The organism is Shewanella atlantica, assembly GCF_003966265.1.
Lineage (GTDB): Bacteria > Pseudomonadota > Gammaproteobacteria > Enterobacterales > Shewanellaceae > Shewanella > Shewanella atlantica.
Genome location: NZ_RXNV01000008.1, coordinates 93,615 through 108,077 on the forward strand (window position 1 = coordinate 93,615; position 14,463 = coordinate 108,077).

12 protein-coding genes are annotated in these 14,463 nt (G+C 48.3%); 8 read left to right on the plus strand and 4 right to left on the minus strand.

Annotated features, from left to right (window positions below):
* From EKG39_RS16130 to EKG39_RS16150, 5 genes are all read left to right on the plus strand, one after another.
* A complete protein-coding gene (locus tag EKG39_RS16130; protein WP_126506990.1) occupies positions 1–546 on the plus strand; it encodes a 4Fe-4S dicluster domain-containing protein in 546 nt (181 codons plus the stop codon).
* Positions 546–1,133, plus strand: coding sequence for a TorD/DmsD family molecular chaperone (locus tag EKG39_RS16135; RefSeq protein WP_126506992.1), 588 nt, complete (start codon positions 546–548; stop codon positions 1,131–1,133). Before EKG39_RS16130 ends, EKG39_RS16135 begins: the two co-directional genes overlap by 1 nt.
* Positions 1,134–1,276: 143 nt before the next feature.
* A complete protein-coding gene (locus EKG39_RS16140) occupies positions 1,277–2,242 on the plus strand; it encodes a formate dehydrogenase subunit gamma (protein ID WP_126506994.1) in 966 nt (321 codons plus the stop codon).
* A gap of 177 nt (positions 2,243–2,419) precedes the next feature.
* Positions 2,420–3,469: a porin gene (locus tag EKG39_RS16145; RefSeq protein WP_185817630.1), complete on the plus strand. Its 1,050-nt coding sequence runs from the start codon at positions 2,420–2,422 to the stop codon at positions 3,467–3,469.
* A gap of 133 nt (positions 3,470–3,602) precedes the next feature.
* Complete coding sequence (locus EKG39_RS16150; protein ID WP_246028532.1) at positions 3,603–5,471, plus strand: methyl-accepting chemotaxis protein; 1,869 nt, start codon at positions 3,603–3,605, stop codon at positions 5,469–5,471.
* A gap of 53 nt (positions 5,472–5,524) precedes the next feature.
* Here EKG39_RS16150 and EKG39_RS16155 read toward each other — a convergent pair whose 3' ends face one another.
* Positions 5,525–6,424 (minus strand): LysR family transcriptional regulator, encoded by a 900-nt coding sequence (locus EKG39_RS16155; RefSeq protein WP_246028531.1) that lies wholly within the window; start codon positions 6,422–6,424, stop codon positions 5,525–5,527.
* Positions 6,425–6,514: 90 nt separating this feature from the next.
* On the opposite strand from EKG39_RS16155, the gene EKG39_RS16160 reads away from it, so the two are divergent.
* Positions 6,515–7,453 (plus strand): isochorismatase family protein, encoded by a 939-nt coding sequence (locus EKG39_RS16160; protein WP_126506999.1) that lies wholly within the window; start codon positions 6,515–6,517, stop codon positions 7,451–7,453.
* A gap of 26 nt (positions 7,454–7,479) precedes the next feature.
* Here the strand turns inward: EKG39_RS16160 and EKG39_RS16165 are convergent, their stop codons facing one another.
* The 3 genes from EKG39_RS16165 to EKG39_RS16175 form a co-directional block, all read right to left on the minus strand.
* On the minus strand, positions 7,480–7,824 hold the full coding sequence (locus EKG39_RS16165) for a YkvA family protein (protein WP_126507002.1): 345 nt from the start codon (positions 7,822–7,824) through the stop codon (positions 7,480–7,482).
* Positions 7,825–7,898: 74 nt separating this feature from the next.
* Positions 7,899–10,229, minus strand: a complete 2,331-nt coding sequence (locus EKG39_RS16170) for a YgiQ family radical SAM protein (protein ID WP_126507004.1) — start codon at positions 10,227–10,229, stop codon at positions 7,899–7,901.
* 213 nt (positions 10,230–10,442) lie between these two features.
* Positions 10,443–10,844, minus strand: a complete 402-nt coding sequence (locus tag EKG39_RS16175; RefSeq protein ID WP_126507006.1) for an MAPEG family protein — start codon at positions 10,842–10,844, stop codon at positions 10,443–10,445.
* Between the two features lie 191 nt (positions 10,845–11,035).
* Between EKG39_RS16175 and EKG39_RS16180 the strand changes: the two genes are divergently transcribed.
* Both EKG39_RS16180 and EKG39_RS16185 read left to right on the plus strand, forming a co-directional pair.
* Positions 11,036–12,256: a threonine/serine exporter family protein gene (locus tag EKG39_RS16180; RefSeq protein WP_126507008.1), complete on the plus strand. Its 1,221-nt coding sequence runs from the start codon at positions 11,036–11,038 to the stop codon at positions 12,254–12,256.
* A 475-nt stretch (positions 12,257–12,731) separates the two neighbouring features.
* Positions 12,732–14,369, plus strand: a complete 1,638-nt coding sequence (locus EKG39_RS16185) for a ShlB/FhaC/HecB family hemolysin secretion/activation protein (protein ID WP_185817631.1) — start codon at positions 12,732–12,734, stop codon at positions 14,367–14,369.
* Positions 14,370–14,463 lie beyond the last annotated feature (94 nt).

A 14,463-nucleotide genomic window follows, 5' to 3' on the forward strand; every position in this document is an offset into this window, starting at 1 on the left:
ATGTCTATTAATCAAAAAGTGGGCTTTGTCTTCAGACAAGAAAACTGTGTCGGTTGTGGTGCCTGTACAGTCGCCTGCCAAATTCACAACGAACTACCCGAGAACCACAGATTCCGTAAAGTCGATCGCTATGAAGTAGAGCGCGAAGATGGCGCGATTGATGTGTGGCTATCTCACTCTTGCATGCACTGTGAAAACCCTGCTTGCTTGATGGTCTGTCCGGCTAAGGCTTATCACGTCAGAGATGACGGCATCGTCGTTCTGGACCGTGAAAAGTGTACCGGTTGTGGTCTTTGTGCCAGTGCCTGTCCCTACTCAGCCGTCAGCATTCGCGAAGACGATGGTAAGGCCGATAAGTGCAACATGTGTGTCGAGCTTCTCGACCGTGGCATGAAGCCAGCGTGTGTGACAGGTTGCCCTGTGCAGTGTATCGAAACCGGAAACATCGATGAGGTGTTGAAGAAGCCTTCAGCCAGTAAAGAAGGCGTCGGTTACGGCGATTGCATCACGAAACCTAACATGGTGATTATTAAGGAACGCGCATAATGACAACGCAATATGGCCCGACGGCAACAGCTTACTTTGCCTATAAGTCGATGATTTTTTCGCCATCAGGGACTGAGGCGTTAACTGGCATGATCGCATATCTCGAAGCGAATCGTTCAGATAGCCCTTTGCTCACAGAAGCAAAGAAACTTGTCGGTGACTCATCGGAATTGGAGTTTGACTTCAACCGCATGTGTATCGGTCCATATAAGCTCCTGGTTGCTCCTTACGAGGGCGTTTATCGCAGCGGCAATCATGTCATGAATACAGACGAAACCGTCAGAGTTGCCGAGTTTTACCAAGAGATTGGCCTGGTCATCGACGAAAAATTCAATGAACCGGCCGACTTTATCGGTAACGAACTCGAGTTTCTTTACTGTGTTCACGCTCTAGCGAGTGAGCAGAAAGCGGCAAATAATATCGAGGCCTTCGAGGAACTCACGGCCATTGCCGACGAATTTCTCATTAAGCACCTTGGCACTTGGACCACTCCCTTCTGTGAAGGGGTAAAAACCCATGCCCAGCAAGCTTTTTGGCGCGAATTTGCTACCGAACTGCACCTTTTTATCACACAGCAAATGCAGTGATGCGTTGACTTTATACAAGATAAGTTAACGCACTATGTACCAAGTAAAATGGTGATATCCGTCGATACCTGAATCTACAATCCCCTCAGGTATTCGGCGGCTAGAACCGAATAGGCGACCTAAAGTCGCTAAAGGAGTTATGAATGAACAGAGCAATAAGATTGTTTAGTTTTATTGTCATCAGCCTGTTTGTCTCGACGGCAGCAATGGCCGCTGATGTTGCAACATTGCAGCCTCAGCAGTGGCAAACTATCCAGGAACACGCAATCCCGGGCGACATCCCGGAACTGCGTGGCATGCCAACACAAGTTGAGTTATTGATGCCTGCATCAATACCGGAAGAAGCCGATGAGACTATCTTAGGTTACTTAAGCAACACAGATAGCATCGCATTTCTGGTTTTTGCCAGCCTGTTTGGCGTCATCGCCCTATTTATCATCTTTATTCTGGTGAACGGTATCTCACGTCTGGATAACGGCTTCTCGGGTAAGATGATCAAACGTTGGTCAGGCCTAAGCATCAGTGTGCACTGGCTGGGAGCGATTGCTTGTATCCTGCTTATGCTAACGGGTCTGGTCTTAGCCGGTGGTCGACACTACTTCGAGCCAAGCATGAATGCATCTAGCTGGACATCGCTTGTCGGTCTTTCGAGCGGCCTGCATGAGCTGATGGCCTTCCCATTCATCCTGGGTTACATCCTGATGATATTGATGTGGGCACCGAAGCAAATTCCTGCAAGCTATGACCTTAAGTGGTTTGCTGTACTGGGTGGCTACCTGAACACAGGTAAGAAACATCACCCGGATGCAGGCTTTGCCAACGCCGGCGAGAAACTGTGGTTCTGGGTATTTGCGCTATTCGGTGGTCTGATGGTTATTTCAGGTCTGACTATGATGTTCCCTGAAACCTTCGTCGTCACTAAGAATACCGCTAACTTGATGCTGGCGATGCACATTGCCTCAACCATCATCATCAGCGCCTTCTCTGTGGTACACATCTTCATGGCGACAGTCATGTCAGAAGGCGGCATGTCAAACATGACCTCCGGCTACTGTGACGAAAACTGGGCTAAGCAGCACCATAACCTTTGGTTCAAAGAGCTTAAGTAAACGGGCGACTCCCTAATACCAAGTCCTGCTCACCATCGCTTTCATATGGTGGTGAGCATTCTCAAATAGAGCCCAGGCTCTGACAATACATTATTCAGCTTTGCACTAACCGGCTCTTACCTAAGAGGATGGCGGCTGGTTGCATCCTGAACCATAAAGAATAAGAAGATAAATACGATGAAAACACTAAAATCAATCGTGGCTATTGCCGTTGGTCTATGTAGTTATAATGCCTATGCCGATGATGCACTATCTCTAGAGCAGCGCATTGCGAACCTCGAAAACAACGCCGCACCATCACAGTTTAAAAACAGCCAGGTAAGCCTGTACGGTTCAATCCGCCCAACCCTTAGCTACCTGGATGATGATCAAGATAAAACCTGGGATGTTCGTGACGCCCTGTCTCGCGTCGGCATCAAGGCCAGCACAGAATTTGCCGATGGCTGGAGCGCGATTGCTCAAGGTGAGTGGAGCGTCGATATCGCCAACTCGGGTAACTTTGGTAAGGCACGTCAGGCCTATGCCGCTATCGCTTCACCTTACGGACAAGTGGGTATTGGTAAACAGCGTCCGGCTCAATACACCTTAGTCGCCGAGTACGTCGATATCTTTAACCATGGCAACAGCCCATACGCTTATGACCATGAGAGCCCGTTCTTCGTCGATAACTTCGTTACCTATAAGCTGGTCACAGGTGATTTCACCTGGATGGCCGGTGCCCAGGTTGACGGCAATAGCGGTGACACGGGTGCCGATATGGTCAACTTAGGTGTCGGTTACGACATCGACCAGCTGCACGTAGGCTTAGGTTATGTCAGCCAAAACACAATGACCGATGCCGGTATCGAAGGCGATGACAAGACTATCGGCGGCGTTGTCGCTTATACCTTCAGCAACGATCTCTATGTTGCAGTCAGCTACCAGGATAAGCAATATAACTTCGATGCCTTAAGCCAAGACCGTAGTGGCAGCACATTAGACAGTGCACTGGCCTACCCTATTGCTAAAAACTACAAGGTAAAAGTGGGTTACTTCCAGTTTAAAGATGGCATCAAAGACAACACCTCAGCCGACTATGATGGTTTCAACACTACCCTTGAGTGGAACCCAATCTCGAATGTACGTGTTCATCTTGAGTACTTAGCCAAGAACTCTGACAACCGCGCCGACGATCAAGCATTGACCTTAGGCTTCAGATACGACTTCAACCTTAACTGGAAAGGCTAAGTCGCTATTGAGCTAGCCATAAAGCAAAAGAGCTAACCCAAATAAAAGAGGCCTACTAGTGGTCTCTTTTCATTTCTGTCACTGTTGTGGAGATAAGCAATTGTTAGGATTTAGAAAATCGCTGATAGCGTCAATGGTGACTCTGGTCGCCCTCTGCCTTTTAATCTCAAACTGGCTCTCATATATGGAGTTAAAAGAGAGCACCATAGCCAATACCAATGAAAAACTAACCAGCATCGCAAAATATGAATCGAATAACATCGAGGAGTGGTTTTCAGAGAAGGCCAAATCCATCGATGCTCTGGCCGCCCACTACCAACAAGGTACCTACAGAGGCAATTATGCTCAGGCAGCTAGACTCTCTACCGATATCAGCGGCGTCGCCCGAATCTATTTCGGTTTCGACGATGGCTCGGCCTACTCGACAGAAACCAATAGCAAGTGGGTTGACGGTAAGGCGATACCGGAACAGTACGATCCACGCAGCCGCCCCTGGTATCAGCAAGGTAAAGCCACCACAGCCCTTGATGTCACCGATATCTATGTCGATGACGGCACAGGCCACAATGTTATCTCTATCCTGAAAAATCTCGGCGACGGCGTTGTCCTGGGCGATATCGAACTCACCTTTCTGGCAGATACGGTTAAGGCCGTGGATTACCCCGGCGCCGTGGTATTAATTACCGATCAGACGGGTAAAGTGCTGGCGTCTGAATCCAAACGCCTGGTCTCAGGCACTCACTTCTCCGATTTTGGCCTGCCTGAAGTCGAACGAAATATGTTGTCACAGGACGAGGTTATGCAGGAATACACCTTAGACGGCGTAGATAAAATCGCGTTTTCCAAGGCGATCAACCTGGTAAACGGTAAGAAGTGGTATCTGCTTATCGGCCTGAAAAAGTCTGTCGCTTATGCGGCCGTAGATAAGGCGCTTACCAACGCCACTATCTCATCTCTGATCATGCTAGCGCTGGCTATCAGCGTGTTATTGAGCGTGTTATTCGTGATCTATAAACCCATATTACTGCTCAAGGAGATGGTAACAGATCTGTCTAAAGGCAATGGCGATCTGACCCGCCGGTTGGAGGTCAAGAGCGAGGATGATCTGGGAGAGATATCCCAGGGGATTAACCAGTTCATCGCCAACCTGCAATCTATGATGCTCGAAGTGCTGCAATCATCGACACATATCGGTAGCAGCGTGAAGCGCCTAGAGTCAGAGACCGAAGCCAACAGCCATATCCTTGTCGCGCACACCACGGAGACCGAGCAGATCGTCGCCGCTATCGAAGAGATGAGTGCAACCGCCAATGATGTGGCCAGAAATGGCGCGGAAACTGCATCTTTCACTCAAGTCACCAATAACCAAACCCTTGAATCGAAGGCCGTCGTGGGTCAGGCCACCGACACCGTGGCTCAACTGGTCAGGGAAGTTGAAAACACCTCCGCCAACATTGCCGAGATAGACAGAGATACGGTAAATATCACTCAAGTGTTGAAAGTGATTGGGGAGATTGCCGATCAGACCAACCTGTTGGCATTAAATGCCGCGATTGAAGCGGCCAGAGCCGGAGAACAGGGCCGGGGATTTGCGGTTGTCGCCGATGAAGTGCGCGCACTGGCTGCCAGAACTCAGTCAAGCACGGCCGAAATCGAGCAGACTCTCACTAAGCTTAGAGAAGCCTCGAATGCGGCTATCACGGCGATGGATGTCACTAAGATAACCTGCCTTAAAACGGCCGAGACGACGGAGCGGGTCGCATCTGATCTGGATAACATCGGCAGTTCGGTCAATCAGATCAATGACCTCAACACCCAGATCGCCACAGCTGCAGAGGAGCAAAGCTCTGTGTCGGGCGAGATCACCCGCAATATGTCAGCCATCCGGGAGATGGCAAACGAGCTATCCACCAACGGTGAAGCCACCAGTAATGAAACCGTAAACCTGGCCACCGCGAACCATCAACTCAGAATGATCGTGGAGCAGTTTAAGCTGTCTTAAAATAACCATTTATGTCCGGTCGTCCTGCTTGGGTCAGGGCGGCCTTTACCGGCTCAATCCCCCCTGTTCAACGCCAGTTTCAACTTATCAACAAATCGCCTTAACACCAGTGGCAGTTGCTGCTGGTAGGAGTGCAAGGCATACACCTCTCTAATCTCACCCCGATACTCTGGCAGCACACGCTGTAACAGGCCGGAGTCGAGATATTCGCGTACAAATATTGAGGGCATCAGGCCGATACCCACACCACATTTCACACTATTGATCGCACTGATGGAGGTGTTCACTTTCAACTGTTTATCGGTACTAAACAAAATTCTCTCACCATAATTCTTGTGAAGAACCGCTTGGTGCTGCCAGGGAAGTGTGACCAGATGATGAGACCCCAGCTCCATTTCATCTACCGACCTTTTAGCTAAGTAGCCCGGCGATGCCACCAAAATACTATCTAATGTGCCGATTGGAATAGCATGGTAATTACTGTCTTTTTGTGGCCCCACCGAGATGGCAATATCCAGATTATTTTGCAGCAGATCCAAGCGCTCGTCGGTGAACATCAACTCAGGCGTCAACTTGGGATACTCATGGCACAGATGCGCGATAATCGGCGTCACCAGCCCCGCTTCGAATGCATGGGGAGCCGTAATTGCGATTCGACCCGCAGGAGCCAGCTCGTGAGACTTAACCTCCTCGAGCGTCATAGATAACAGCTCAAGCAGTTGCTCGCTTCGCTCTGCCAGTTTTTTTCCAACCACAGTTAAGTTTAACTGGCGCGTACTGCGATTAAGCAGGCGAACGCCAAGCCCACTCTCGAGTTGGCTCACATATTGGCTGACCGCTGACTTAGTGTGTCCCAGAGACTCTGCTGCCGCAGTGAAGGAGCCCTGTTTAATCACCTCATCAAATACCAACATCTGATAAGCCAACCGCTTTTGTTCATTTTTATTGAACATTCATTTCACCTTAAGGCTAATTATCACCAAGTGAAACAACAATAAACTCCCCGACATTGGAAAACAAATCAATTAACCGGGAGAAACAATATGAGCCAATCAATTCGAAAGTCAGTCATGCAAGCCAGCCAAGAGTGGATAGCTAACTTTAATCAAGGTAACACCCAGACCTGCATCGAACGCTACCTGCCAAATGCAAGCATGCAGGTCTCCCCCTTCGGTCGCTTCGAGGGTATAGATGCCATCGGTGGGTTTTGGAGTGAGTTCGCTAAGAGTGGCCCTAGCGAGCTGGTCTATCGAAATGTTGAAATTAAGGTACTCAGCGACAAGCAAGCCATACTGTCGGCTAACTGGTCGATGAATATTGCCAGTGGCTTCATAAGTAAGGAGCTTTGGGCATTAAGTGATGATGGTCAATGGTACCTGGAAGAGGATGACTTCAGCGTGCTCACTCAATTAACGGTCCCTCTCGATCGACAAAAGCGAACGGCACTGATTTTGGTCGATCTGCAAAATGATTACTTCAGCGAAGGCAGGTTCGAACTGGAAAATACCGACAAAGCGGCCAAACAAGCTCTGTCCCTACTCACACATTTCAGAACGAACAAGTTACCTGTGATTCATATTCAGCATATCTTCGAGGATGAGAATGCCCCTTTCTTTGCCGCCAACACTCAAGGTATCGAGATAGAGGCCAGCGTTAAGCCTACCGATGGCGAAGCGGTTGTGGTCAAGCATCAGATAGACAGCTTTATCGATACCTCTCTTGAGCAGACGTTGGTGGAGTCAGGTATCGAGCGTTTAGTCGTTGTCGGCGCCATGGCTCAAGCCTGCGTGCAAACTATCTGTCGTAGTGCTACCAACAAAGGCTACCTTTGTGAGGTGATCAGCGATGCAATAGCAGCACCGAAGCTGGATTACGGTCAACATAATTTTAATGGTGCCGAGTTGGTCGCAGCGAATCTGTTATCGCTCTCATTCGGTGGTGCAGAGATTAAAACAACAGAGCAGTGGCTGTCAGCTAACTAATAGCCACTCATGTCAGGAGCGATTGATTAATCGAACCAGGCAGATGACTTCTCTGCAGCCTGCTGTTCCACGTCATCATCGACATAGACGCTAACCATGGCCAGAGCCGCAGCCAGAGCGCCGAGGTCATCGGTAAATCCCACAAAGGGTGTCAGATCGGGAATGGCATCGAGAGGGGCAATAAAATAGGCCAGGGCACCAAAGATAACTGTCTTGGCCCATTTAGGTGTATCGGGGCGTTGGGCGGCGTAATAGAGACATAGAGCATTGTCTATTACTTCGCGGCCCGCTTTCTTAGCAAACTGTTTTACCTTGAGCCAAAAATCATGGTCACTGTAATCTTCACTGCTTGGCTTATTCGGATCACTCATAGCACTTTTCCCATACGTAAAGCTAAGGCAATAAAGATAGCATAATCCGTAAGCGAATCATGCTATCACCCGGCCTATCTTTGGTGCTTAGGCGTGGTACCCCAGACATTTTTCTTCGCGGGACGTTGCCTCGATGAACTAGAACTATTCCCTTTTCCGGTCCCGGCTTTACCCGAGCCCTGTTTAGGAGATGAGTCACTTTTTCCCTTAACACCTGCGCCGCCCTTAGCTTTAGGCTTGCGATCGGCAAACTGATCTTCAGAGAAACGGGTGAAGGCTTTCTTACCACCCGAGTTTTTATTCGTACTCGCCCCTTTGCCCGCACCACCGCCTTTACCTTTATTTCGGTTCGCCTCACGCTCTTGACGGGTCTCTGCCGGCACTAAACAGTTAGGGCCGTTACCGATAAGCTTCTCTTTGCCCATCTCGATGAGAGCCTCACGGATCATCGGCCAACCGACGGGATCATGATAACGCAGCAAGGCTTTATGCAGCTTACGTTGGCGCCCCTTCTTAGGTACGGTCACCTGCTCACTGGTATGCTTCACATTTTTCAGCGAGTTTAATTCGGTGTGATAGATGGTTGTTGCATTGGCCATAGGTGATGGGTAGAAGTTCTGAACCTGATCCAGCTTAAACTTCTCACCTTTTAACCATAAAGCCAGATTAACCATATCTTCATTAGTCGTCCCCGGGTGAGCCGAGATAAAGTAAGGAATGAGATACTGCTTCTTACCGGCCTCTTTGGAGTACTTATCGAAAAGCTCTTTAAACTTATCGTAGGTACCCATACCAGGCTTCATCATCTTGTTCAGCGGCCCCTCTTCGGTATGCTCCGGGGCGATCTTAAGATAGCCGCCGACATGATGGGACGCGAGCTCTTTGACATAACGGGGATCTTCGGATGCAAGGTCATAACGCACGCCCGATGCGATTAAGATCTTCTTAATGCCCGGCAGTTCCCTAGCCGCTCGGTACAGATCGATAGTTGGCTGGTGATCGGTATCCATATGACCACAGATATCGGGGAAGATACAGGAGATACGACGACAGGTTTTCTCCGCCTTCTCACTCTTACAGCCCAAGTGGTACATGTTAGCCGTCGGGCCACCAAGATCTGAGATAACACCGGTAAATCCGGGAACCTTGTCCTGAATATCTTTAATCTCGTTCACAATGGATTCTTGTGAACGGCTCTGAATGATACGTCCCTCATGCTCGGTAATAGAGCAAAATGAACAACCACCGAAGCAGCCACGCATGATATTGATCGAGGTCTTAATCATGTCGTAGGCGGGAATAATTTCTTTGCCATATGAAGGGTGGGGCACGCGCGCATAGGGCAAACCAAACACACCATCCATCTCGTCTGTGTTCAGTGGCCAAGCTGGCGGGTTCACCCAAATAGCACGCTCGGCATGCTTCTGAAACAGGGCTCGGGCACAACCGGGATTTTGCTCTTGATGCAAGATACGCGATGCATGGGCATAGAGGTACTTATCGCCGGATACCTTTTCGTAACTTGGCAGTAATACATAGGTATTTTCCCAGGGTTTTGGGCGGGGCGGTTGTACGCTAATCGCTTTCGGTGCTTCGTTATCGAAAATTTTTACATCCGATGGACCCGACAGATTTTTACAGCCCACATCATCGGCACCATAGGGATGGGGAATAGGATCGATTTTATGCAGTTGATCTAACTTGCGAGAATCCATCCCTTTCCAGCCTGGTAAGGGCTCTTTTCGAATAACCGTAGTACCACGAATATTATGCAGACTCGCTATATCTTCACCACCGGCAAGACGATGAGAAAGCTCCACCAAAGGACGCTCCGCATTACCATAAACCAGAATATCCGCCTTGGCGTCTAAAATGACCGAGCGACGAATTTTGTCGGACCAGTAATCATAATGGGCTATACGACGCAGGCTCGCTTCGATGCCGCCGATGATCACGGGAACCTGCTTAAAGGCCTCTTTACATCTCTGGGTATAAACGGTCACGGCTCGGTCGGGACGCTTACCGCCAATGTTACCTGCGGTATAGGCATCATCATGACGCATGCGGCGCTCTGCCGTATAACGGTTAATCATCGAATCCATGTTGCCAGCGGTAACACCAAAATAGAGATTGGGTTTACCCAACTTCATAAAGTCATTTTTGTTCGACCAGTCAGGCTGAGAGATGATCCCCACCCTAAAGCCTTGAGCTTCGAGCATACGACCGATAACGGCCATGCCGAAGCTTGGATGATCCACATAAGCATCACCTGTCACTATGATGATGTCGCAACTATCCCAACCCAGCTTATCCATCTCTTTACGAGACATAGGTAAAAAAGGAGCCGGACGCTTCAGTTCAGAGCGATGCTTAGGGTAAGTAAATAATGTGGATTCAACTTGCATGAGTTTTACAGCCTGACTATCTAATATGGAAAATATACAAACATTCGCGCCCCCGAAAGGGAGGCGGAGTATAACAGGGGACAGGGGGTGAGTGCGAACAAAAAACAACCAGCCAGGCAATATTGCTTAGTTAAAGCCTCTCAAATTTGATTCCCCCTATAAAAGGTAGGGTTGCTTAGCCACACTATGGTAGAGGGTATTAACTCCATTAATTTATGCCAGACTCGAGAAGAAATAGCCTAAGTTAATACCAGCCAAGATAAGAATAACCAGCCAACTCAGTAATCCTCCCCAAAAACGCCCCAGATGATAACCGCCCCGGCCTTGCGTCAAGCCTATCGCGTGTAAGATTCGACCGACGATCCACGCTATACCCAGAATATGCAAAAACAGGCCAGGTAGATGATTCTGCTCGGCCACCAGCAATAAAATCATGGCCATGGGTGCATTTTCCACTAAATTGGCGTGCACACGGTTAGCTAACCTTAACTCTTCATTACCGGAACTGCCCAAACCAATTTTATGCTTTCTACGTAACTGAATCACTCGCATTGCAAATATGACGACTAAAACTGCAGTGATGCTGATATACAGACCTGAGATGGCAACTGACATAAGGTTTCCTTTTATTGTAGTTTCACCCAGCATTACAACTTATTAGAAGTAATACCAATCCGTAAGACCACTTTCTTATACTGGTTGGTATAAGTAAATATTTTCCATCTGATTAACCTTTTTCCCACAAACTAGGTTAATATGCGCTCGTTTGGCATTCCCGAAAACTAAAACAACAATGGACCCTGCTAGTGAACAACGAAGAATTCCTTGAGAAGCGCAGATTTATCATTAAGTTAGGCAAGTCTCTGCACAAGTTTGGCACCCCGGCTTACCGACTGGAGGCACACCTTCAAGCGGTATCTGAACTCCTGGGACTCGAGGGGTATTTCCTTATCTCCCCCACCGCCATGACCTTCGTTCTGCAACACGATACCGATCAAGAGTACAACCATGTAGCCAGGGTTAAGCCTGGTGAATTAGATCTCGGCGCTCTGGCGCGTACCGATGAACTGGTCGAAGAGTTAGTGTCGGGGAAGCGCACCCTCCAGGAAGCCTTAGAGCGACTCGATGAGATCGCCAATAAACCCAATGCTTATGGCCCGCTGCTAACCTTATTGGCATTTGGCAGCTCGGCTGGTGCCTTTGCTATGCTGATGGGAACGAGCTGGAACGATGTATTCTGGTCGGCCCTGCTTGGCTTCATGGTCTATGGGCTGGTCTATCGCGCCGAGCGGTCCAGACGTATGGCCGAAATGCTTGAACCCTTAGCGGCCATCCTATGTGCCATCATTGCCAGTGGCATCGCTCAAGTTGATCCCCATATCAACCTCCCAGTGGTAATTCTATCCGGCATCATTATCTTTGTCCCCGGTCTCGCGCTCACCTTAGGCTTAGCGGAACTCGCCGCCAGAGATCTGATATCCGGGACCGCTCGTGTCATGGATGCGTGCATGCTGCTGTTTAAGCTCTATTTTGGAGCAATTTTCGGCATGGTGGTTGGCAAGGCGATATTTGGTGAAGCCATCTACTTTGAACCAGAGCCGGTACCACAAGTCGCTATCTGGTCTGCAGTGCCTATCCTATCGATGGCACTGGTGATCATATTTAAGGCCCGTATGAAAGACTCCCCCTGGGGAGTGCTCGCAGGTATCGTCGCCTTCTTCTCATCTATGTTGGGTGGCATCTACTTAGGCGACTCTATCGGTATCTTCTTTGGCGCATTCGCAGTGGGGGTTTACTCAAACCTGTTTGCACGTTGGATGAAAGCTCCCGCTTCCATCGCCCTGCTTCAGGGCATCGTTATTTTAGTCCCCGGTAGTAAAACCTATATTGGCCTCAACACGCTTATCTTAGGTGAGACTATGCTTAACCAGTCTCATATTGGCAGCCAAATCTTCCTGATATTTATGTCACTCGTCGCCGGGTTAATTTTTGCCAACGTAGCCGTATCACCGCGTAGAACGCTGTAAAACGCATCAATTACCAGCGAAAAAATCCATAATGGTGATGTTTTCTCCCCCGGAAAACATCACGACTACATTTGCATTTGCGTATACCCAAGCAACCTCAACATGCAGGATTCAGCATGTAGAGAAGTGACAGAGATCAAGGCATGAAATTGCAGTACTAGTTATTCTAATTCAATATTTCATAACGTAGAAACATGTTGCTTCTCGGCTTGCCCTTCGGGAGCTTCCGTAGAATCCCTGCACTGCGTTAGTGATATTGAAAAGGGAATAACCATTATCTCAATCACTGCCTTGTTCAGTTATCCTACGGGAGCTCTGAAACGAGCATCTTGAAGTAGCTTGGGTATTAGTAAAATCATCCACTTATTTTGCTTTTTTTCTTGACTAAATCGCCACTCGCGTGTGTTATTAAATTGTAAGAAATTTGTTCATCTCCTCCTCAGTCAATCGAAAGGTAATCATATAAGGCGCACCTATGCAGGGTAATAAGTCGTATCTATCTCTTTTCATTGCCAGCCTTTTAGCCTCTGGGGCTAGTTGGGGAGAAGAGGTAAATTCGACGGACGATGCGCTAACCCGGGAAAAAAATCTGAGTAAGGTAATCGTCACCAGCAATCCTATTTTCGATGAGTCAGCTCCCGATAGTTTTTTCATTCATCGCTGGGCCAACTACCTGCATATCAATACCAGAGAGTCGGTGATCTTAAATAAACTCCCTTTCTCAGAAGAGAGCCGTATTAGCCAAAAAGATCTCGAAGAGGCCCAGAGAAACTTAAGAGCAGAACCCTATATACGAGACGCTAAAATCAGCTTCTCAAACAAAGATCCTCAAGCAGATGCTCCTATTGAAGGTGAAACTGTATTGGTAGAGACATGGGATAACTGGTCCCTATTGCCAACTGTTAGCTTCTCACATAGCGGAGGAGAGAGTGAATTTTCGATTGGAATAAAAGAAGATAACCTGCTGGGGTATGGCATAAAAACCAGAATGAACTATCAGTCTGACGCCGACAGAACAGGCTATAAACTTGCTTTTGAGGCTCCACTGGACAATGTCATCAAACACTCTAAGTTAGGTGTTAGCTTTTACGACAACAGTGATGGCCAGTCGACAAAGCTATACTTTTACAAACCCTTTTATACCTTAGATACCAAAGATAGCTACTCCATTGTCTATCTGGAGGACCTACGCAACGACACCCTTAAACAGAATGGAATGGATATCAACGAGTTTGAGGTTAAGCAGGATTTCATTAATCTGCTTTATGGTTGGCGCATATCGAAAAACGATGATACCAGATCTCGACTTATCACCGGATTGACCCAAGATAAAAATCAATTCTCTCATCTCGACAGCTACCCGAATTCGAAGCTTCCTCAAGACAGAGACTTTTTTTATCCCTGGGTCGCCTATGAGTTTCTTCAGGATGATTACACCGTTCTCAATAATGTACACCTGATACACAATAACGAAGACTTTAACTTAGGCTGGCACCACTATCTGAAGCTTGGTTTAGAGATCAATGATACCAATAGCAGCTCATCCCCTGGCTACCATATAGACTGGAAAACTACCCGTGGCTATAAAGATGAGGCTAAACTACTGTTACTGGAGTTTGACGGAACGGCAGCCTTAGCCACCAGCCAGGATGACTTCTATCGGGTCAATGCATCAGCCGAATATTTTTACCAAATCCACCCCAAGTGGACGGCCTATGCTAAAACACGGATCAGCACTTCCAAGAATAACTACCTGGATCAAACATTCGCCCTGGGGGATGAAACCGGGATCAGAGGCTACCCCAATGATTATCAACATGGTGATAATCAGTGGTCATTAACCACAGAGATCCGCCACTATCCGCACATTAACCTCTACCAACTCGCAGAGTTAGGCTGGGCCGCCTTTGTCGATGTCGGTCAGGCCTTCGGGGGCCCGGATGAGAATAATGAAGTATCGGGCCCTATTGGCAGCTTAGGTATTGGAGCCCGAATTTTCTCCTCTCACTCAAGCTATGGCAATGTGGCTCATATCGACTTCAGTGTGCCCTACACCTCCGGAGAAGAGGTCAATAGCTGGGAGTGGCGCTTTCAGGTAAAAAACCATTTCTAACCAACTATAATTCAGTTCAATAATCTAACCCCGTAGGAGTTCAGACTGAGAAGACCCCTGGTGAACTCAACCCCCTTATACCTAATCTCGCTAT